Source organism: Methanospirillum hungatei (assembly GCF_019263745.1).
Taxonomy (GTDB): domain Archaea; phylum Halobacteriota; class Methanomicrobia; order Methanomicrobiales; family Methanospirillaceae; genus Methanospirillum; species Methanospirillum purgamenti.
Genome location: NZ_CP077107.1, coordinates 69,720 through 91,868 on the forward strand (window position 1 = coordinate 69,720; position 22,149 = coordinate 91,868).

Below are 22,149 nucleotides of genomic sequence, written 5' to 3' on the forward strand. Positions count from 1 at the left end.
ATAATATGATAGCAATTTTCTAAATATGAAATGCATAACAAGCTGTAGAAATGATTAAACATTGTAATTATTGCAATGTTTTTCAAAATTTTCAAACGTTCGCGTAATCTTTGAAAGAGTGATTCATATAATTTATTATCTTTCTTATCAAATGTTCATCCTGGTTTGAAAACTTGAATGCATTTATTATTCTCATTATTGCCCTTTGTATTTTTGCTCTTGCTTACCGATATTATGGGCTTTTTATTGCGACCCGAGTATTGGAACTGGATGAAAACAGAAAGACTCCGGCAGAGTCATTTAACGACATGCAGGATTATCACCCCACAAATAAATATGTGCTTTTTGGTCATCATTTTGCTGCAATTGCTGGAGCCGGGCCACTAATCGGACCAGTTCTTGCTGCCCAGTTTGGGTACCTTCCTGGTCTTATCTGGATTCTTATCGGTGCAGTCGTTGCCGGAGCGGTCCATGATATGGTAGTACTCTTTGCATCAGTAAGGTTTGATGGGAAAAGTCTTTCCCTGATTGCCGGTGAACTTATTGGAAAACGTGCCGGACTTATTGCTTCACTTTCAATTCTGTTCATTCTGATGTTAACTCTGGCTGGATTGTCTCTTGCCGTGGTCAAAGCACTCTTCATGAGTCCAGTAAACACTTTCACTATTCTTGCCACAATACCCATTGCTCTCCTCATGGGAGTGTATCTGTATCGGTTTAGGCCCGGAGATATTCTTGGTGCTTCGCTCATCGGGCTGGTCCTCCTTATCGTGGTAATTCTAGCCGGACCGTTTCTAGGGCAGATACCAATCATTTCAAGCTGCCTAACCCTTGGTGAAACACCACTCCGGTTATTGATCCCAACATACGGTTTTATTGCTGCAGCTCTTCCGGTCTGGCTTTTGCTCTGTCCTCGGGATTATCTCTCAACCTTCTTGAAAATTGGGACCATTGTTGTCCTAGCTATTGGTGTTTTCATAATCCAACCAGAAATTCACATGCCTGCTGTTACCGAATATTTCGATGGTGGTGGCCCGGTTATTCCGGGATCTGCCATTCCGTTCCTTTTCATTACCATTGCCTGTGGAGCACTATCCGGGTTCCATTCAACCATAGGGACCGGTACAACCCCGAAGATGATTTCAAATGAACGGGATATCTATTTTGTCGGATATGGAGCCATGCTCATGGAAGGATTTGTCTCAATCATGGCGCTCATTGCAGCTTGTGCCTTAATTCCAGCTGATTATTTTGCAATCAACGTTGCTCCTGCTGTTTATCATACTCTTGGAATAGTACCGGTCCAGCTTCCTGAACTTGAAAGTCTGATTGGAGAAAATCTTGCCGGAAGAACCGGGGGTGCTGTGTCCCTTGCGGTTGGAATGGCTGCAATTTTTGCCAGAATACCCATTTTTGAAGGGCTTCTGTCATATTGGTATCATTTTGCTATCATGTTCGAAGCTGTTTTCGTTCTTACCGCTGTTGATACCGGGACCAGGGTTGGGAGATATCTTTTGCAGGAATTACTAGGTCAGGTAGTTCCAAAGTTTCATGATCGGAAATGGATTCCTGGAGTAATCATTTCTAGTTTTATCTTCACCTTTTCATGGGGATATCTCCTCTATACTGGTGAAATTTCTACAATCTGGCCACTATTTGGTATGTCAAACCAACTTTTGGCTGCAACTGGGCTTATTATCGGAACTACTCTTCTTATAAAAATGGGGAAACAAAAATACATGTGGATAACGGCTCTTCCTGGACTTACCATGATCCCTATTACCTTTTATGCAGGGTATTTGAATATTCTGAATTATCTAAATATGCATTCATCACAAGGATATCTTTTAACTGGGATATCTATTATCCTCATGATTCTTCTTGCACTTGTCCTAATTGAAGCAATATACAACTGGTATGACCTTTTACTGGTTGAGAGAAAAGATCCTCGTCGTCCAACTCCGGTTGTATTACCACAATCATAATGTCATGTGGAAAAAGCATTATTGGGCTCCTCATTGAATCTGCCTTAAGGATGAAAACTGATATCCCATCTCTATATATAGCGAGTGATATGAAAATTGAGACCTTTGAAACATTTATATACATTCACTTTGACTTTTCATTATGAACTATATGAATCATGGTAACAAAACCCTGACTGCTGGTTTTATAAAAAAATTGATTATCGGAATAACTCTTTGTTTTCTAATATCTCCTGCCTTTGCTGTGACATCAGAGAATGCAATAATCTACGATTTACCATTATTCGACAATTATGGTCCGGCATTTGCAACATGGTCCGGAAGTGAAAAACCTCTTGGAAATGCCCTGCTTAAAGGAACAATAACTCTGGATAAAAATCAGTATAATCCTGGAGATAAAGTAAAAATAAAATTGGATTTGGTCTTTAGTGCTACTATTATCGCCGGAACAAAAGGTGCATTAATGCATGAATTGGGATATGATACCTGGATGCTTGATACAAGTGATTTCCTTGGATTTGATGTCGAATTAGGGCAGATAGAAGGAGAAGAATACATGGGTATTGGAAACGGGCAGGAAATTCCTCCACTTATGATGCGGAATATCTCCCACACGTACTATTATGATATTCCTGATTCAGCAATTCCGGGAACTTATAATGTGAATGCTTACATTGAGAATTCAGATTATAAGACTAATCCGGTCACCATCACTATAGGGAATGCTGGAAAAACTATAGAATCATACCCGAATGAGGGATTATCTGGTTTTTCAGGTTTGGTATTGTCAAAAGATTTCAATGAAGAAACAGGTGAACCAATCGCTGTATCTGATGTTTTTTCCCGGAAAGACAAGCGAATCTGTGCCCTTGTCAGTTTCGATTCGATACCCTCTGATGAGATACTGGGCTGGAATTGGTATGATCCGAATGGAGATTATTATATTACCGATACACTCCTAGCGGAAAAGGGTTGGGACTGGGCATGTTATTATATTGATATCAAGGATTATGAGGAGGCTCTGATCCCAGGTGTGTGGACTATTGATTTCTTATACAATGAAGAAGTGTTGGATACGAAAACATTTACCTGGGTGAATGAAACCTTAAACTAATGAAAAAAAATTTGCGCTTCACTCATAATTTTTATTGCATTTTTCATTAAGTCTTCATATAAGGTTCTTTTTTCTTTCCCTATCTATCTGGTTATAACGTAATAACTGGAGATGATAGATTTTAAATGATGAATAATATCGCTACTCCCGGTTATTCCGATATCCCCATAAAAGATTACTGGATAGTGGATTTCATTCTTATTAAATTGTTTTTTGTATTCAGTGAATAACTGGTGAATTTCTCCAGGTGACACCAGATTGCGGTAACGAACTATTATTCCCGGATTCTTACGTTCAAAAGACTGGAGGAATTCTCGCACATCTTTACATGATCCACAATGAGAGCTGTAAAAGAATTCTATTGGAAATTCAGAATTTGAGACAATTGTGTGATTAGTTGATGTTGATTTAGTTAAAGTGTCAGGTGAAATATCTGTTCCATTTTTATAAAAAATAGCAGCTGCACATGCAGGCGTAATTAGAAAAATAAAAATCATAGTTAATCCGAATATCAGAAGTATACGTTCGTTTCCAGAATAATTCATTAATATTAGTCTATTTTTTTCAATATAATGATTGAGATATAAAGGAGAAAATTATAGGAATAAAGGGATCAATATGATGAAACCCATCAGGACCATAATTACTCCGATAATGAAGCGGATCTGACTTTTTCTCTCATCTCTCCAGGAATTAAGTTTTTCAGGCGATAATCCAAAAAGAACCAGAAGGAGTATAAAAATAAGGGGCAGTATTACTACGAAATTATATGCAAGAAGGTAAATAATCCCTTCTTTAAAATCCTGGTAAATCATTCCGAGGATTGAAATATATATCCCGACTGTACAGGCCATACCATATAATCCGGTCAATCCCCCAACAATAAATCCTGCCGGAATACTTGCAATCTTTAGATATTTAGAAATTGAGCTCTTTTTCGACTGAGGAATTGAGAAGAGCGCTTTTGGATTTTTAATAATACCATCCCTTATCTGAAAAATCCCGGCAATTATTGCGATGATAGCTGCAATGATCAGAAAGATTTGTGCAACTCCTGGAAGCTGGATGACTGAAAAAATCGCAAATCCGGACAAAACTCTGACTAGGAAAAATGCAATAATATATGCAGATCCGACTAATAATATCGTTTTTCTGGAATCAACAGCCATAAGTGAGACCAGTAACAAAGCAAGAACCAACAGTCCGCATGGATTAAATCCCTCCCCAAGAGCAGCCAGAAGAAGTATCACAGGATTAACCATGACGGGATCTTCAAGTGAGGTAATATTCGATATGTTATTGGTCGTATCACTGACATGAAATTTCTCTACCGTCTGTTTAAAATCAGAAAATATCCTATCCTCTCCGATAAGTACTTCATTTCCAATGAAAACAACTGGAACAAACAATTTCTCATTCGGGTGTAATTTTCTAAATGTTTCAAACAAGAGAATGTCATCCTGGTTGTCACCGATATTATGGTATTGAAGAAGAATTTCTGGGTGTTTTGATTCATACTCTTCAATAAAAGGCATTACTTTATGGCAGGAACTACACAGAGGACTATAAAAAAAATGAACTGCTGCCGGATTTGGCGTACTTACCGATGGATTCATTGATTCTGCCATACATTCTCCTTGAAAGAGAAGAATGAAAATGCAGATAACTATTCCCATCGAGTAAATTTTGGAGGTAACTATTTTTTTTTCTAACGTCATCATTGTACCGTTCTTCAATCTATTGACATCATGTTTTTGGTTGATCATCATAAATTAGGTCTGGTAGGCATAATTTCATTGTCATCAACTGTTTATGTAGATATATGATCAATCCTATGCAAGAAATGGACAGTGGGATGTGGATTAAAAAAAAAGCGGATCTCATTTTTCATTTCATTATTATGAACTAAAGCTCAAAAGGCTTCACAGATAATAAATGGATTAGTACCTGGGATTGATAAAGATATTTTACACCATTCATTCATAAATTTTTTATTATTACACAAATGAGTAAAATAAAATAAAAAATTTTGAAAAGATCATTTCTAATCACTGATTTATTGAGGAAAGTTGTATGTCTTTCCAACTCTCATCTTTCATGGGATTTATTCAATCAGATCATCAATGGAGGAATTATACGGGTGTCAGAAGAAAACCTGAAGGCAGTTTGTATATATGCACGTAATCAGAAGGGAGTTTTGAAAGATATTTCTGGAACTTTTGCAGACCATAATGCGAATATTGTTATGATCCATCTTGAGAGCATACAGGGAAGGGCTGAGGATGTTTTTGATGAGCTCTATGTCGAGTATGAGGGAGATGTCGATCAAAATCAACTCATGAGTGCACTTCACGAATTATCCGGAGTGAAAGAAGTAATCCAGCATATTTCTTTTGGTGATATATATGGGAAGCGGGTTATCATTATTGGTGGCGGAGCCCAGGTAGCCCAGGTTGCCATGGGTGCTGTTAATGAAGCTGACAGGCATAATATTCGTGGAGAACGCATATCTGTTGATACAATTCCATTAGTTGGAGAAAAAACGCTCTCACAAGCAATAGATGCCGTGACACGGCTGCCCAGAGTTGAGATCCTGGTTCTTGCCGGATCAATTATGGGTGGATCAGTGTCAGACGCGGTTGAGCGTGTAAAGGTATCTGGTATACCCGTCATTGCGCTCAACATGGCAGGAAGTGTTGTAAAGCATGCAGATCTTGTAGTAACAGATCCAATTCAGGCAGGAGTATTTGCAGTTATGCATGTATCTACTATAGCAGTGTTTGATGTATATCGAGTACGGGGGAGAAAATTCTGAAGATTGATATTGACCGGGCCTTACAAGTTCTGATGCATGACGGACTCATAGTCTATCCTACAGATACATTGTATGGACTTGGAGCTGATGCTCTCTCTGATGAGGCAATAATAAAAATTTTTGAAGCGAAGGGGAGGGAATATCACAAACCGATTTCCATAGCCGTATCAGATTCTGACATGATTGGAGCTGTGGCAGGTGTTGATGAGATCGCACAAGCATTTATAGATGAGTTTCTCCCAGGTCCTGTCACTATCATTCTTCCGGCAAGAAATATCATATCTCCTCGTTTGACTGCAGGAACAAAGAAGATAGGGATTCGGTATCCAAATCATGAGGTTGCCCTTGAGATCATATCCCGTTTTGATAGTCCGATAACGGCTACAAGTGCAAATCTTTCAGGCGGTCCTGATCCGGTTTGTTTGGAACTTTGTAATGTACCATATGATTGTGTGGTAAATGTAGGAGCTCTTCCTGGAATTCCTTCAACCGTTGTCGATCTTGTTGAAATGGAGATAGTTCGTGCCGGTGTAGAAATTGAGTCTGTTGCCGCATTTTTAGCTAAGTGGTCATAATGAATCCGGTGCGACTTCGTGATTTTATAAAAGATAAAAACGGCTGGTATTATGCAGTTGCTGCCTATGATAATACCTCCAGAATCGGTTCTGTTCTTCGGTATATTCCTGATTCATCCGGAGACCGGATAGATAATTCGGGAATCCGGTACCGAAAAGTAGAATTTGATGAAGCGTACCAACTCATTGAGAAATTACACCCCGAGTGGGTTGATCTCGTTCACAGGATCCCGTATGATAATATTGAAGAGGTATTAAAGCCGGATGAGAGGATAGAAGCAGTAGCAGCTCAATATCCAAAAGCAGCAAAACTTGTAAAAACTCTTCGTCTTCCTCCCTGTTCATTTGGTGTTACTGGTTCTCTTCTCTGCGGATTGGGAGGTGAGAACTCTGATATTGATGGAGTTGTGTATGGAGATGCGTTCAGACATGCTCAAAAGCAACTAAACAGGTCATTTCGGGAAGGCTACATCGAAGCGTTAAGTGAAGAACTCTGGCAGACAGTGTATAAGAAACGAAATCCTGAAACATCATATGATGAGTTCATTTTGCATGAAAAAAGGAAATTTAACCGTGGTCAGGTAGACGGGACATATTTTGATCTGTTATATACCCGTGCATATCATGATCTTCCCGGGTTTACTATGCATAAAGGAACTATTCTAGGCAAAAAAACAATTGAGGCAATAGTGGTAGATGATCAATTTGTTTTTGATAGTCCTGCTATATATGAGATAGATCATCCAGATATTTCCCGGGTGCTGTCATTTACCCATACATACACGGGTCAGGCCTTTAAAAGTGAACAAATCCAGGCACAGGGAATCATTGAACAGCATGGCAATGAAAAATGGCTGATTGTGGGGACAACCAGAGAAGCAAAAGGGGAGTTTATCCGGTCATTGTCACTTCTTGAACAGGAAGGATAAGGTCTTTGGCTTATTTTTTTCACATTTTTCGTAGTATTTACAAGAATCACATGGCGGATGAAGCGGTTTAGAGGGAAACAGTCCTCGATCAACATCTTGTATCTGGCGAATTATCTGTATCAGTCGTCTGCGATCCTTTGGTGTTGGTTCATAATACCTGATGATTCCAGAGGGAATATACTCAATATACATTCCCTTTAACCTTTTTGCAGATGTCTCTTCGATGCATATAAGAAGAGCGGCAGTTCGAATGGCATCATCCGGCCAGCATCCGTTCTTTGGGGCTGTTGTGCATCTTGTGAGAGTGTATTCTCCTGATAGTGCATCATATTTATCCAGAAGGCCATATATTCCGACTTTATCAGATTTAACTGTTATATCCGTTTCTGTCCATGGCCTGATGGGAGTATGAGTCATTGCACATATACAGGAGGAAAGAAAACTTCGTGCATCTGGAGATATATCTGGTTGGATAAGAATTATCATATTCCAGATCTCTTCCTCTGTGTGGTCAGGATATGCGCATGAGACCTGTTTGCAAACAGTATATGATTCGGATGGTTTAAATTTCAATTCTTTATGGAAGTAATACTGTCGGGGACAGTGATAAGCTCTTATAATAGACGATATTGCAATATTACTCATAATGTTCATGTCTGGCTTATTTTCGGTCATTTTATTGGAGTTGGTATCAAATAGGTGAGAGATGGCATCAAATGAAATTCAGGTAACCATCCCTCCTAATGTAGAACCGGTCTACAGTAATATGATCCAGATTGCCTATAAAGAGGATGAATTTACGTTTCTCTTCCTTCATCAGATTCCTGGAATTAATCAGGCAAGAGGAAAAGCAGTTGTGAGCATTAGCCCAAATCATGCAAAAAATCTTCTTGCAGTTCTACAGAGAACAGTTGGAGAATATGAACAAAAATTCAGAACTCTTGAGGCTCCACAAGAAAAACAGCAGAACGTTACAGCAATGACTGGATATTCATAAAAAAAATTTTTGGAATTAGTATACTCCCTGTGCCTTAACCCGGTAGATCTGGTAGAGCAGTCTTCCAACAACCCGGTACATCATATCCAGTTCTTCGAAACTTGGAATATTGTGTGCATGTAGGATATGTCTGCCACGATCCATGGATGCTCCTCCAAGCAGTGTCGGAATGATTCTCTTGTCTGTTGATTTTGAGAGCTTAAGGATCTGGTTTGCCAGTTGTTCGGATGAGAGAATGTTGTTTGGGAATCCGACAATAAAGCACATGTCCCAGAGTGCATCATTCTTTGCAAGCACTTCAAAGGTCTTTTCAAATCTGGCTTCTGTTGCGTCACCAAGAAGGTCAATCGGATTTCCACGGTTCCAGAATTCTGGAAGGAATGAATCCAATTCTTTTACCAGATAATCTGGTAGATCAATCATCTTGATTCCATACCTTTCGGTATAATCTGATGAAAGCACTGCAAATCCTCCGGCATTGGTAACGACGATGGCACGGCGACCTTTGGGGTACCTTTTCGGATGAGAGAGCATTTCAGCTGCAAGGAATGCTCCGGTCAGGGTGTGGACCAGAAGCACACCGGATTTTCTAAAGGCTTCAACATATACATCATAAGATCCTGAGAGGGATCCAGTATGTGATGCTGCTGCTGCCTGACCTCGTGCAGATGATCCGGCTTTTAATGCCACGACTGGCTTGTGTCTGGAGACTTCACTTACAATCTCCATGAAAGCTTTGCCGTTTTTGATCTGCTCGATGTACATAATGATTACTTTCGTTTCAGGATCTGCTGCGGCTGCCCTGAGGTAGTCAAAGAAATTTAGGTCTGCCTGGTTTCCAACAGAGACAACAAGTGAGAATCCAATATCCTTGGTAAGGGACCAGTCTACAACAGTGTTTACAATAGCACCACTCTGGGAGATAAATGCAATGTTTCCTGGATTAGGAGACTGTGCTACATATGTGGTATCAAGACCTATTGGTGGGATAATAAGTCCAAGACAATTTGGACCGACAATTCTGGTTCCATAACGGTGAGCAATCTCAACAATACGTTCTTCCAGCATCCTGCCTTCTTCGGACATCTCCTTAAAACCGGCAGTGATGACAACTGCAATCTTGACTCCCTTCTTTCCACACTCTTCCATAACCCCGGGAACGTGCCGGGCAGGAACAGTGATCACTGCAAGATCAATCTCTTCTTCTGGAATATCCAGAACGGTCGGAAAAGCTTGTAGACCTTGAATAGTGTCACGTTTATTATTGATTGGAAAGACCTTGCCAGGGAAATGGAGCAGGTTATGCATAACGGCATATCCCATCTTATTCTTATCATCTGATGCACCAATTACAGCAACAGATTTTGGCTTGAAATATTCTGGAGGCACTGGTTCAAGGTCAACAGTGTCAAGAAGATGGATATTATCATCCATGATGACACGTGCATCAACTGCACATGCACCAGAGTCATACAATCTGATTGGGTTGATGTCAAATTCCCGAAGATCTTTTTGATCTTCAAACATTTTGCAGACGTTTTTGATAATCTGAATCAGGCACTCTTCATCCTTGGGTTTTGAACCTCGGTACCCGGTTATGAGTGGATATGAGTCAATATCAGTGACCATTTTCCTGATCTCATCTTCGTCAATTGGAAGAATACGAAGTGTGACATCTTTCATCAGTTCGACGAGGGTTCCACCAATACCAAAAGTGATGACTTTCCCAAATGTCGGATCGGTTTTCCCACCGATAATAAGCTCAAGTCCTGGAGCGGCCTGATTTTCTACGATTACTCCGTGAATGTCTGCGTTTGGATTGTAAGCACGGGCATTTGCTACAATCTGATTAAAGGCTGATTGGGCGGCTTCTTTTGTACCGACACCGACAATGACACCACCTGCATCGCTTTTATGGCTGATGTCGGGTGAAATAATCTTCATGACCACAGGAAAACCGATAGTTTCTGCTGCAGATCCAGCATCTTCAGCTCTGGTCACGATGCGATACTTTGGTGTTGGTATTCCGTATTTAGATAGGAGATCATATCCTTCAGATTCACTGAGCATCCATTCTGTCATGTATTACCTCTGGGTGTTCGTGCCGGAGTGCCGGCTTCAACAAATGACGTATGGCTATTCGTCAAATACTTCACTTACGATGTGAACCATTCAGACATATAAAGAATGTGTATTTGTCGATCACGGATAATTTAGTAAAATAATAAAGAATTTAAGGAATTGTCCATGATAAATAATGATAATTGGAGTGAAGAACTATCTCAACTGAAGAGTTGCAAAAGCCTGAGCAAAAAGTGTATTATCCAGACCCTTGTTACAGGGAATCGGCTCTGATTCACGATTATAACGAATTATATCATGAATTTGAAAAAGATCCTGATGCCTTCTGGCGCAGAATCGCATCAGATCTTCTCTGGTTTAAGCCATGGGATAAAGTCCGCGTCTGGGAGCATCCCCATGCCAGCTGGTTCACCGGTGCAGAGCTAAATATTACTTATAACTGTCTGGAGCGGCATGTCAATAATGACCGGAGAAATAAAGTAGCAATATTTTGGGCTGGCGAAAATGGGAGAGAACGTATCTTTACTTATTACCAGCTCTATAAAGATGTCATGCGGATGGGTAATGCTCTTAAATCGCTCGGTGTTCAGAAAGGTGACCGGGTCTGCATTTACCTTCCTGGGATTCCTGAACTTGTTGTCTCGATGCTCGCATGTGCAAGGATTGGTGCTGTTCACACAGTTGTTTTTGCAGGATATGGTGCCAAGGCTCTGAATGAACGTATTACCGGTGCAGGGGCCAAGATAGTTATCACCGCAGATGCTTCAGTCCGTCGTGGGGGGAGTATCCCATTAAAACCAATCGTGGAAGAAGCCCTGATTCATGCTCCTACTGTCGAAAAAGTGATTATTCTCAGGACACAGGAACCAAAAGTCGGATTGCTTGACGACTTTGAACTTGATTATGAAGAACTCATCAATCAGGCAGACCGATATTGTGAACCGGTTCATGTTAATTCTGAGGATCCACTTTTTATTCTTTACACATCCGGTACGACTGGAGCTCCAAAAGGTATCGTTCATGCAGCCGGTGGCTACATGGTCGGTGCATATTACACAACAAAATATGTTCTAACTCTTCGTGAGAATGATGTCTATTGGTGCACAGCAGATCCCGGTTGGATCACTGGTCACACCTATGGGATTTATGGTCCCCTGCTCGTGGGTGGAACTATCTTCCTCTCTGAATATACCCCGGATTATCCTGATGCTGGCATCTGGTGGAAACTTGTCGAGGATTATGGAGTAACAATATTTTATACTGCTCCGACTGCAATCAGGATGTTTATGCGAATGGGAGAGGAATGGCCTCAAAAATATGATCTTTCTTCTCTCCGCCTTTTAGGCTCGGTTGGTGAACCACTCAATCCTGAAGCATTTGAATGGTTCTACAAATACATTGGTAAAGAAAAATGCCCAATTCTTGATACCTGGTGGCAGACTGAAACCGGTATGCACATGGTTACGACAATGGTCGGTCTTCCAATGAAACCCGGCTTTGCTGGCAAACCTATTCCTGGTGTTGTTGCAACAGTTGTTGATGAACTAGGAGAGCCAATACCACCAGGTACTACTGGTTATCTTGCAATCAAAGAGCCATGGCCATCTATGATGAAAGGAGTGTACCAGAATGATGAGCGGTACCGCCAGTACTGGAGTTTTGGAAAGTATGGATATTACAGCAGTAATGACCTGGCTGTCATGGATGAAGAAGGTTATATCATGTTACTTGGCCGTTCGGATGATATCATCATTGTGGCAGGACATAATGTGGGAACAGCTGAAATTGAAAGTGCGCTTGTGTCACATAGTGCCGTTGCAGAGGCCGCTGCAATTGGAAAACCTGATCCACTGAAAGGTAATATTATCAAAGCGTTTGTCATTCTTCGAAATGGAGTGGAACAAACACCCAAACTAATCCATGACCTGAAATATCATGTCCGCATTATGCTTGGACCCATTTCCGTCCCCGCAGAACTTGATTTTGTAGACAATTTACCAAAAACCCGAAGTGGAAAGATAATGCGACGTGTTTTAAAAGCAAAAGAGATGGGTATGGATCCAGGCGATATATCTACTCTGGATGAATAATCATCCAACTCTTTATATACTGTTTTAATAGATTTATAACCATGTCTGCAACTCCAGATACTTCGCTCCGGATAGAAAATATCGTGGCATCAGCGAAGATTTCTGAATCCCTTGACCTCCCTCAAATTGCATCGAGTATAAAAGATGCAGAATATAACAAAAAAAGGTTCCCGGGTGTTGTGATCAGGATGCAGAATCCAAAGATTGCGGCATTAGTTTTTGGGTCAGGAAAAGTGGTTCTTACCGGGGCAAAAAGTGTTGAAAGCCTGAACAAGGGTCTTGAAATATTAGGTGACCTGTTACGTTCTTTGAATATTGAAATTGCGCAGGAACTAACGTATAAAATTCAGAACATTGTCACTTCTGCTGACCTAGGATCAGGAATTAATCTGAATAAGATAGCAGTCGGATTTAATCTTGAACGAATTGAGTATGAACCAGAGCAGTTTCCAGGTCTTGTATATCGTCTTGAAGAACCAAAAGTAGTTGTTCTTCTTTTTGGGTCCGGAAAACTTATCATCACTGGTGGAAAAGAACCCGAAGATGCGAAGAAGGCTGTTCTTAAGATAGTTGACGATTTGAAAGGGCTTGGTCTATTATAACTTGTGGATAATTAATCTGAATTTATAATTCAGATTCTATATTTTTATATACAATAAAATTTATTGTATTATAGTACCGCTATCCGGGGGATTTATTGTGTTTTTGTCACAAGGATACGGCGATTTGAATATATCCATGGGGCTCTGGCCTCATGGAAAGTAAATTCATAGAATTTTCTCTTACACTCTGATCATTGAATCTGATTTTGATTATAATCCGATGATTCTTGGTCCGTTTTCCTCTCCGATTATTACAGTTGTCTTATGTGTAAATTCTGCAAATATTCCGCAACAGACTACTCCGGGAATCATATTAATTACTGTCTCCAACTGCATCGGATCCAGGATGGTAATCGGCTGATAGTCTAAAATAATATTACCATTATCTGATATAACCGGTCCATCTTTCTTAACACCTTCACGAACCTGAATAGTACCTCCCATTTGGTTGAGACGATTGAGAACATGAGGAAGAGAAAAAGGGACTATCTCAATGGGGATAGGACCAGTCAGATCTGCACAGAGTTTTGAAGGATCTGCAACAATTATTATTCGTTTTGATGCATCTGCGATGATTCGTTCCCTGACATGGGCTGCACCTCTGCCTTTGATTAGACGAAGTTCAGAATCTATCTGGTCTGCACCGTCGATGGTGATGTCGATTGTTTGTACCTGTTCAAGGCCAACCAGAGGAATTCCAAGTGCTCCAGCTCTCATCATGGTCTGAAGAGAAGTGGGTACTCCATATATAGAAAGTCTTTCCGCAGAAATTCGCTCTTTTAGCCTTGCCATAGTAAAGGCTACAGTAGAACCTGTTCCAAGTCCAACAATCATCCCATTGGAGATATAATCTGCGGCTTTAAATCCCGCTCGTTGTTTCGCTTTATCTTGTAGTGATAATTCTGTATTACTCATTGTAATTCCTCTGACATTGAATCATTTCAGGCATTTCGAGTGTTTTTTGCGTATTATGATAAGAACATCCTTCGAAGTTCTTCTGATCCAGAATATGCTGTACAGTCAAGTGTGATAGGAGTAATTGAGATATTTCCTTTATGAATGGCGTGAACATCAGTTCCTTCCGGAGCATCGGTAACCAATGGGCCGTTTATCCAGTAATAGGGTTTTCCACGTGGATCCAGGCGCTTTTCAACACCTGTTACAAATAAATGTTCAGCAAGATGTGTGATTTCATATCCCCCGGTGATGACTGAGGGGACATTGACATTTAGAACATGTGTAAATGATGGGAATCCTTTCTCCAGTATTCGGGTTATAACTTCTTTTACAACGCCTTTGGATTCAGAGAATCGATCTGCCAGATGTCGTGCATCTTCAAATTTCTCTTTTTGATCCTCTATTTGTAATGAGAATGCTACAGCGGGATATCCATGATTTGCTGCCTCAAGAGCAGCTCCGACCGTACCGGAAGTCGTGATTGCCTCGAAAGAAAGGTTCTCTCCTATATTTATTCCTGAAACGACAAGATCTGGCTTTACATTGAGTGCAAAAAGTGCCAATATGACGGAATCAGTGGGTTTTCCCCCGACTGCATATGCAGTTATTTCACCGCGGTTTACTGTATTTACTCTAAGTGGTTCAAAAATTGAAAGAGACCGCCCAACAGCACTCTGCTGGGTTGCCGGAGCACATACAATAACATCCGCCCATCCACTCAGGGCATCATAGGCAGCCCATAATCCCTCGGAATTAACTCCGTCATCATTCGTAAGAAGGATACAAGGCTTTCGATTCACAATAGAATAATGAGTCGCTCTCGTATCAGGAGGGGATCCTGAAATCATGTATCCCGATTATTAGTTCTCCTGCTTCATAAATGGATGAGCAAACCCCTCATATGGAGGTTTCCTTATAACAACCTGATACGTTGAATCGCATTATTTTTTTCCTGATCCTGCAAACTAGTAGCGATGAATATTCTGATTGCTGAATATACTGTCAGTCATGATCCGACCTTAGCACCAGAAGGTCGCGCCATGCTCGATGTACTGACAAATAGTTTTACAAAAATAGGATATGCTGTTTACTGTCCGGAAGAAAGAAAGGACTTTTCTGAAGAGATTGCCAGACTCGGAAAGATATGCGATGAAGGGATAGTTATTGCTCCTGATTATCTGCTTGCACGGTTTACGAAAAATCTTGAGGATGTGACAAGAAATATCGGATGCAACTCGTTCTCAATAGCTGTGTGTGCTAATAAACGCAGGACCGGTCAGATCTTGCAATCACATGGGATTGATGTTCCAAAGGAGGTTTCATCAGGGAAACGAATCGTAAAACAGATCTCTGGATGTGGAGCTGTGGGTGTCAGACTGACTGATGGTCCGGCAGGAGATGGTGAATTTGGTCAGGAATATATCGATGGAGATCATTTTTCAATGAGCCTTGTTGGTGGTCGGGTCGTTGGTGAGGTCTGTCTCTATTATACTGGTGAAGGTCCGCTGCTTCTGGCATTGAATAAACAGGATATCAGGTTTAATTCGGATGGGACTGTCGTATATCTCGGGGGAAAAACTCCGGTGGATCACCCAAGAAAGCAGGAGATGTATGATTGTGCCCGGAAGGCGCTTGAAGTACTTGGCTGTCAGGGATATGTTGGGATAGACATGGTGGTAACACCTGACCGGATTGTTGTTGTTGATGTAAATCCCCGACCGACAACCAGTATTATCGGGATTGCTGCCTGTATGGAAGAAGAGATTGCTCAGGTTCTATTAGATGCATCGTATGGTAAATCACCCGCATCAGTGCATCTCTCCGGCCAGGCATCATATACATCCGAGGGTCAGGTCACATATGATAGGAGTTGATATTGGTGGGGCAAACCTGAAAGTTGTCGATGAGAGGGGGGCACATATACACTACTGTCCGCTCTGGAAAGAGACACCAATCCGGGAGATACTTCGGGGATATTCATCAGCAGAAAATGCAGCTGTCGTAATGAGCGGCGAACTTGCAGATTGTTTCTCATCTAAACAGGAAGGTGTTGAATTCATCGTTGCAGCAGTAAAGGATGTTTTTCCCCGTGCTTTGTTTTATGGTACTGATGGAACTTTTCATACAACTCCAGTCGGCGAACTTGCTGCAGCAAACTGGTTGGTGATGGCTGATGTCCTTCGGGACAGATATTCAGATGCTCTGCTTGTTGATATGGGGAGTACAACAACAGATATTATACCTCTGAATGCCTGGGATCATTTAAAAGGTCAGACTGATTATTCTCGTCTGAAATCCAGGCTGCTTGTTTATTATGGTCTACTGAGAACTCCTGTGTCTTCACTTCTCCGGACTGTTGATCTGGAAGGTAGTCAGGTAGGAATAAGTACTGAATACTTTGCCTGTTCCGGAGATGCTCATGTACTTGTGAATCTGATTTCATCTGATGAGTATACCACCGCAACCCCCGATAGCTGTACCCCTTCACGTGAGGATTGTCTCCGACGTATGGCCAGGATGGTATGTGCTGATGTTTCTGAAGTAGGAGAGTCAGCAATTCTCAATATAGCTGAAGCATATATCCGGGAAGAACAACTTCTCATAACCACTACAATCAGGACTGTGATGGAAAAATACCATTGCACCCGGATTCTTGCTGCCGGTGTTGGATCTGGTGTTTTATCTACCTGGTTGGATGCTATCGATCTTCATCAAGAAATGGGTTCTCTTTCTGATGCAATGCCTGCATGGGCAGTCCGGGAGGCAATGTTACGAACCGTTTGATGCTATCTCTTCTGCTTTTTTTATGTTCAATTGGATTAACTATCCTTCTCTGGATCTTTGGATTTCCTTTTTTCTTTTTATTTCTATTTATTCCATTGATACCATTGTTTGGGCGGGATCAGGAGATCTTGGTCTGCCCGATTTGTGGATGGCAAACGAATAGAAATGAACGATATTGCCCATATGACGGGGAATTACTGGAATTAAAGAAAAAATCATTGTGATGATCTCCATAATGATTGTTGCCCATATTGTTTGGTAGGTTGTAGGGGATGTATCGAAGGTGGTAGAGAGATACATTCGTGCAATGTTTTTTGTTTTGCACATTTATTACCTGCTATAGTCTTCCGGGTTTTATCAGTGAGAATGATATATCGATCTGATAGTAATCCTAGTTGTTCAATGATATGGTCGTGGTTGACTGATAGGATTACTACCGGGGCAATATGTCGTGCATGAGTGATACATTCTTCTGCAAGGAAATGAATGTTAGATTCATTTTCCTCAATATGATCCCTGGAGTACTGAATGAAGAGCACACCTGAATCATCTTTTTTCATCGCCCCAATAAGACCTGCCAGTCCCTCAATCCGTCTGAAATATATCCGATGTTTGAGATGGGACGGAAGAATCAACAATGGTTCATCATATCCAAAAAACAGATAGGTTATCGGGCTGTGAATGGTCTGAACCGGACCTGAAACTAAGGCTTGTTGTAAATCCCTACTTGGTGCAACATAAATGGAGAATGTATTCTGGTTTATTTTTTGAAGTGTATCATATCGTCCAGTCATAACGTGAGGTTTTTGTTTTGAGTATGTAAAGATTATTCAAACAGGGTGAAAGTGAAAGAACAATGTGATAGAGTTAATCTTAACCGCTCTCCTCAATATAGGTGATGGAATCTTCTTCAATAGACAGATCTTAACATCTGTAATTATTGATAGTGTTGAAAATTTTGAACTAATTTATTCATATGATGATAAAAAAGTTATTCTAGGAACACCATTTAAAACAGTCATTTTGAACTTTAGTATGGAAGCCGCTGGAGGGACTTGAACCCTCGACCTGCTGATTACGAATCAGCCGCTATACCGCTAAGCCACAACGGCGTGCCCTTAATATACGCACCCTATCTATTAAAGAATATCTCATCTCTAAATCCTTTAGCTAGTCGCGAAATACTCTATCAATAATCCATTACTATTTTAATATCCGTTTCTAATTATGCAACCTTCCTAGAAATAATCACAAAATAGAACATATATGGTAATATTTAAACAATTTCATAATATCTTGAAAATATTTTACAGAATTCACTATATAAGTATTAAAAGAAGAAACTATTTCTCTATAAATCAGGTGATATATAAGGCATGAAGATCGGAGCAATACTCCCGGTTCTTGCAATAATTCTCCTGTCAATAATGACGATAGGAGTTGTTGCAGAAGAGAATGTCACGGGATCCGGGTGGTACGATCAGGGGCTTGCAGCCTTTGAAAGTGAAAATTACGAAGAGGCAGTTACAAACTTCCTGAAAGCAGTAGAAGAGAACCCAGAGGATGAACAGGCCCTGTTCAAACTTGGTGGTTCATATTTAATGTCTGGCGATGTTGAATCAGCCCTGTATGCATTCCAGAATGTTACTACAATAAATCCTGAAAATGGGAATGCATGGAGTAATATCGGTATGATTTACCTTGTCGGTAAGGAAAAACCAGATCCAGTCCCCGCTCTTGAAGCATTGACTCAGGCGGTTGAATACACACCTGATGATGCAGGTATCTGGATTAACAAGGGAATTGCACACCTTCTCAATACAGAATCAGATTTAGCGTTAGAATCATTTAACAAGGCAATTGAGATCATGCCGGATAGTTCTCGTGCATATTACTGGAAAGGTATTACTCTCTCTGATCTCGGTCAGCCCGAAGAATCCCTGGAAGCGTATACCAAGGCAATTGAACTCAATCCTCAGTTTAAGGATGCTTTATATGCAAAAGGAATTGCAGAAAGTGCTCTTGGTAAATTTGATGAAGCAGAAGCAACTTTCAACGAAGTACTGACTATTGAAGGTGATTACTCTGAACCATTCCTTACTGTTGGCAGCGATTCTGACGTATGGGACCGGAAGGGAAGAATTCTCTTTGAGGTTCGCAGTAACCCTGATGAAGCACTTGTTGCATTCAATAAAGCAATCGAACTCAATCCGGCAAATGCAAATGCTCTCTACTACAAGGGACGTGTTTTATACGATCAGGATGATCTGACCGGCGCAATATCAGCATTTGACGAAGCAATTGCAGCAGATCCAACCATGGGTGTTGCACATTACTGGAAAGGTCAGGTTTACATCGACCAGAGTGACCGTTCAGGAGCAATCGCAGAATTCAGAACTGCAACCGAGTTAAATCCCGGTCTTGCCGATGCATGGTACTATCTCGGTGGTCTCTTAAGTGATGAAGGTTCCTATGAAGAAGCAACCACTTCACTTGACAAAATGATTGAGATTAGGCCAGATCTTGCTGATCCTTATTATCTGAAAGGATTGACTCAGTACCAGCTTGATAACTATCAGGATGCAGAAGATTCACTTGAACAGGCAACCATGCTTAACTCAACTCAGATGACTGACGATGACCGATCTAAGGCATTCTATACTCTTGGATTATCAAAGGTTCAGAATGATGACAATCAGGGTGCATCTGAAGCATTTGCTGAAGCGGTCGTTCTGAATGCATCTAATGCAGTTGCTTGGAATGACTATGGTGTTGTTCTCAATGAGCTTGATAACCATGACGAGGCTCTGAAAGCGTTTGAAGAAGCAATAGGAATTTCTGCAGAGAATGCTGAATTCCACTACAACCTGGGAACAACCCTCAATTCACTTGAAAAACCTGAGGAAGCAATAGCATCCTTTGACAAGGCAATTGAAATTGAACCAAGTCCGCGTGCATATCTTGCAAAAGGAATGGCTCTGCTCATCCTTGAGAACTATGAAGAAGCTCTCGGTGCTTTCGAATCTGCAATTGCACTTGACGATACAAAGGCAGACCTCTGGGCACAGAAGGCATTAACTCTCTATAAACTGAACAGAACCGATGAAGCACTAGCAGCAATAAACAAAGCACTCTCTTATGATGAGTCCTGGCAATATGCTCTTGATCTCAAAGCTCTAATTGAAAATCCGGAAAGTGGAAACACAACCGAATTACAATCAGATGCACCAGCTTTAGAAATGAATGAGTCTGAGGAATCTTCTGAGAACTCAAACTAACCTTCTTTTTTCCCGAAAGTTCAACTATACTCGTGCTGATAGGTACATAATCTGCAGATACACATCTGTAATTATTTCAGGGCCCTTATGCACATGAATGAAAAAGAACTGATAATGATCAGAGCTGCTCATCATGCCAAACATGAAGAGTTCGATCTGGCACTTTCCTGTATACAGATGATTCTGGATGAAGATCCTGATGATTCCGTCGCTTGGTTTAATAAAGGATATACTCTCCATTTATCCGGAAAATTAGATGAAGCACGGGATTTGTTTCTGGAGTTGAATGAGCAATACCCGGAAAAAACAGATGTTTGTTTTGAACTTTCCCTCCTTGCAATTGATACCGGAAATCATGATGAAGCAGAAGAGTACTTAAACAAATGCATCATGCTTGAGCCATTGAGTCCACAACCACGGATAGAACTCGCAAGAATGTTGTATGAAGCTGGAGATTATGAAAGATCAAAAGAAATTTTTACTGAAGCCCTTGTCTTTGATCCTGAAAATGGTCTTATCAGGATGTACCTGGGTTTGATATCGGTTCATTTGAAAAAACCAGATGAGGCAGAACGTTGGTACCTGGAATCTCTGGACCATGATCCGGACAATACTGAAATCCTTTTTCATTGTGCCCGGTTATATGAGGAACTTGGAAGACGGGATGATGAGATTAAATGTTACAATCGTCTGATTGAGATTGATCCTGAACAAATAATTCCCTGGTTGAAAAAGGGAATGATCTATCTGATCGCTGATGATCTTTCCAAAGCAGTCCTCTCTTTTCGGATGGCTGCCCGATTGGACACAGAAAGCCATCTCCCCCATCTGCTTCTTGGGCTCGTATACAACACCCTCGATAGGCATGAAGATGCGATCACCTCACTTGAAAAAGCGGTTGCATTATCTCCTGAACCAGACATTCTGTTGCAATATGGGCGTGTATTAGGTTCATCATTTCAATATAAGAGAGCATTGGAGATTTTTGACTCTGTACTACAGGTACGACCGGATGACAGCACTGCTGCAGAAGGATATGCCCGAACACTTTATCATCTGCACCGGTGGGAAGATCTGATTTCATTTTGTGAAGAGCGAAGAGAAGAGGATTCTGACAATCCATTCTGGGTAACTACGATTGCACGGACTCTTGGATGGCACAAAGATGATCCAGATATGGGAATTACCATTTTAAAAGATTGGGCTGATGCTCATGTCGGGACACAGGCGTATCTGGTTCTGGCTGATCTACTCGTTCATATTGGAAGATATGATGATGCTAGGGAGACCTTGTCGTCTTTGGTACATGATTATCCAGACGATATGCAGATATTATACCGGTATTCATCGCTTTTGGCACAGATGAAAGAATTTGATCTGGCAGCTGAGCAGTTTGAAAAATTAATAGCTGAAAATCCACGAGAAGGAAACCTTGCTTATCTGGCAGGACAGGCATATGAACAGGCCGGTGATCCAGACCGGGCGATTGACCTTTTCTCAAATGCACTGATTGCAATGCCGGATAATGCGGAGGTCTGGTTAGCTCGTGCACGTGTTTTGTTTGAACTGGGTCACTTTCATGAAGCAGGTGTAAACGCTCGTCAGGCAGCAGAGCTTGATCCTGATTGGTTTGATGCATTCCTTCTAAAGGGAATGGCAGAAATCCAGGCTGAAGAGTATGAAAAAGCTCGAATCAGCTTGACCCGTGCAACAAATCTTGATCCAGAGAATCCGGAAGGCTGGGGTTACCTGGGTGATGCTCTTCTTTTATCTGGTGAGGAACCGGTAGCAAAAATATGTTATGAACGATCACTGGCGCTTGATCCTGATGATAGTAGGGTTTTGGACGTTTATAAGACCTGCATGAATAACCTTCTTGATCGAGCTGGAGAGGATCACCCTGAAGAACCTATATTGGATGAAAATCCGTAATATATAGAG

The 22,149-nt window shown here is 41.0% G+C and carries 19 protein-coding genes and 1 tRNA gene; 13 read left to right on the forward strand and 7 right to left on the reverse strand.

Going from position 1 to position 22,149, the window contains the following annotated elements; genetic code table 11:
• Positions 1–173: 173 nt before the first annotated feature.
• Positions 174–1,985 (forward strand): carbon starvation CstA family protein, encoded by a 1,812-nt coding sequence (locus KSK55_RS00355; RefSeq protein ID WP_218607756.1) that lies wholly within the window; start codon positions 174–176, stop codon positions 1,983–1,985.
• A 142-nt stretch (positions 1,986–2,127) separates the two neighbouring features.
• Positions 2,128–3,099 (forward strand): hypothetical protein, encoded by a 972-nt coding sequence (locus KSK55_RS00360; protein WP_218607757.1) that lies wholly within the window; start codon positions 2,128–2,130, stop codon positions 3,097–3,099.
• Between the two features lie 596 nt (positions 3,100–3,695).
• On the opposite strand, the gene KSK55_RS00365 is transcribed toward KSK55_RS00360, so the two are convergent.
• Positions 3,696–4,727, reverse strand: a complete 1,032-nt coding sequence (locus KSK55_RS00365; RefSeq protein WP_218607758.1) for a thioredoxin domain-containing protein — start codon at positions 4,725–4,727, stop codon at positions 3,696–3,698.
• A 512-nt stretch (positions 4,728–5,239) separates the two neighbouring features.
• Between KSK55_RS00365 and KSK55_RS00370 the strand changes: the two genes are divergently transcribed.
• Genes KSK55_RS00370 through KSK55_RS00380 form a run of 3 tightly spaced genes read left to right on the forward strand, consistent with a single transcriptional unit; the run spans position 5,240 to position 7,418 of the window.
• Positions 5,240–5,914, forward strand: a complete 675-nt coding sequence (locus tag KSK55_RS00370; RefSeq protein WP_214418269.1) for a DUF5612 domain-containing protein — start codon at positions 5,240–5,242, stop codon at positions 5,912–5,914.
• 32 nt (positions 5,915–5,946) lie between these two features.
• On the forward strand, positions 5,947–6,489 hold the full coding sequence (locus KSK55_RS00375; RefSeq protein ID WP_256664081.1) for an L-threonylcarbamoyladenylate synthase: 543 nt from the start codon (positions 5,947–5,949) through the stop codon (positions 6,487–6,489).
• The gene (locus KSK55_RS00380; RefSeq protein WP_218607759.1) at positions 6,489–7,418 is read left to right on the forward strand and encodes a DNA polymerase subunit beta; all 930 of its coding nucleotides are present in this window, start codon (positions 6,489–6,491) and stop codon (positions 7,416–7,418) included. Before KSK55_RS00375 ends, KSK55_RS00380 begins: the two co-directional genes overlap by 1 nt.
• Here the strand turns inward: KSK55_RS00380 and KSK55_RS00385 are convergent.
• Complete coding sequence (locus KSK55_RS00385) at positions 7,395–7,904, reverse strand: CRISPR-associated protein Cas4 (RefSeq protein ID WP_218607760.1); 510 nt, start codon at positions 7,902–7,904, stop codon at positions 7,395–7,397. The two genes, KSK55_RS00380 and KSK55_RS00385, sit on opposite strands and share 24 nt — an antisense overlap.
• Positions 7,905–8,124: 220 nt before the next feature.
• On the opposite strand from KSK55_RS00385, the gene KSK55_RS00390 reads away from it, so the two are divergent.
• A complete protein-coding gene (locus tag KSK55_RS00390) occupies positions 8,125–8,415 on the forward strand; it encodes a DUF3467 domain-containing protein (RefSeq protein ID WP_214418272.1) in 291 nt (96 codons plus the stop codon).
• Positions 8,416–8,430: 15 nt separating this feature from the next.
• Here the strand turns inward: KSK55_RS00390 and KSK55_RS00395 are convergent, their stop codons facing one another.
• A complete protein-coding gene (locus KSK55_RS00395; RefSeq protein WP_218607761.1) occupies positions 8,431–10,497 on the reverse strand; it encodes an acetate--CoA ligase family protein in 2,067 nt (688 codons plus the stop codon).
• A gap of 233 nt (positions 10,498–10,730) precedes the next feature.
• Here KSK55_RS00395 and acs point away from each other — a divergent pair, with 233 nt between their 5' ends.
• Positions 10,731–12,587, forward strand: coding sequence for an acetate--CoA ligase (gene acs, locus KSK55_RS00400; protein WP_250545110.1), 1,857 nt, complete (start codon positions 10,731–10,733; stop codon positions 12,585–12,587).
• 41 nt (positions 12,588–12,628) lie between these two features.
• A complete protein-coding gene (locus KSK55_RS00405; protein WP_214418275.1) occupies positions 12,629–13,189 on the forward strand; it encodes a TATA-box-binding protein in 561 nt (186 codons plus the stop codon).
• A 210-nt stretch (positions 13,190–13,399) separates the two neighbouring features.
• On the opposite strand, the gene rpiA is transcribed toward KSK55_RS00405, so the two are convergent.
• Together rpiA and surE are read right to left on the reverse strand one after the other, a co-directional pair.
• Complete coding sequence (rpiA, locus tag KSK55_RS00410) at positions 13,400–14,104, reverse strand: ribose-5-phosphate isomerase RpiA (RefSeq protein ID WP_218607762.1); 705 nt, start codon at positions 14,102–14,104, stop codon at positions 13,400–13,402.
• Between the two features lie 53 nt (positions 14,105–14,157).
• On the reverse strand, positions 14,158–14,994 hold the full coding sequence (gene surE, locus KSK55_RS00415) for a 5'/3'-nucleotidase SurE (RefSeq protein WP_218607763.1): 837 nt from the start codon (positions 14,992–14,994) through the stop codon (positions 14,158–14,160).
• 126 nt (positions 14,995–15,120) lie between these two features.
• On the opposite strand from surE, the gene KSK55_RS00420 reads away from it, so the two are divergent.
• Both KSK55_RS00420 and KSK55_RS00425 read left to right on the forward strand, forming a co-directional pair.
• Entirely contained in the window at positions 15,121–16,020 is a 900-nt protein-coding gene (locus KSK55_RS00420) for an ATP-grasp domain-containing protein (RefSeq protein ID WP_218607764.1), read from the forward strand.
• Positions 16,007–16,930: a hydantoinase/oxoprolinase family protein gene (locus KSK55_RS00425; protein ID WP_218607765.1), complete on the forward strand. Its 924-nt coding sequence runs from the start codon at positions 16,007–16,009 to the stop codon at positions 16,928–16,930. Before KSK55_RS00420 ends, KSK55_RS00425 begins: the two co-directional genes overlap by 14 nt.
• A gap of 215 nt (positions 16,931–17,145) precedes the next feature.
• Here the strand turns inward: KSK55_RS00425 and KSK55_RS00430 are convergent, their stop codons facing one another.
• A complete protein-coding gene (locus KSK55_RS00430) occupies positions 17,146–17,724 on the reverse strand; it encodes a hypothetical protein (RefSeq protein ID WP_218607766.1) in 579 nt (192 codons plus the stop codon).
• Positions 17,725–17,788: 64 nt separating this feature from the next.
• Between KSK55_RS00430 and KSK55_RS00435 the strand changes: the two genes are divergently transcribed.
• Positions 17,789–17,989 carry a hypothetical protein gene (locus KSK55_RS00435; RefSeq protein WP_218607767.1) on the forward strand — a complete coding sequence of 67 codons (201 nt, stop codon included), beginning with the start codon at positions 17,789–17,791 and terminating at the stop codon, positions 17,987–17,989.
• Here the strand turns inward: KSK55_RS00435 and KSK55_RS00440 are convergent.
• Positions 17,971–18,042, reverse strand: a tRNA-Thr gene (locus tag KSK55_RS00440). The genes KSK55_RS00435 and KSK55_RS00440 overlap by 19 nt on opposite strands.
• A gap of 264 nt (positions 18,043–18,306) precedes the next feature.
• Here KSK55_RS00440 and KSK55_RS00445 point away from each other — a divergent pair.
• On the forward strand, positions 18,307–20,208 hold the full coding sequence (locus tag KSK55_RS00445; RefSeq protein WP_218607768.1) for a tetratricopeptide repeat protein: 1,902 nt from the start codon (positions 18,307–18,309) through the stop codon (positions 20,206–20,208).
• Positions 20,209–20,301: 93 nt separating this feature from the next.
• A complete protein-coding gene (locus KSK55_RS00450) occupies positions 20,302–22,140 on the forward strand; it encodes a tetratricopeptide repeat protein (protein WP_218607769.1) in 1,839 nt (612 codons plus the stop codon).
• Positions 22,141–22,149: the final 9 nt, after the last annotated feature.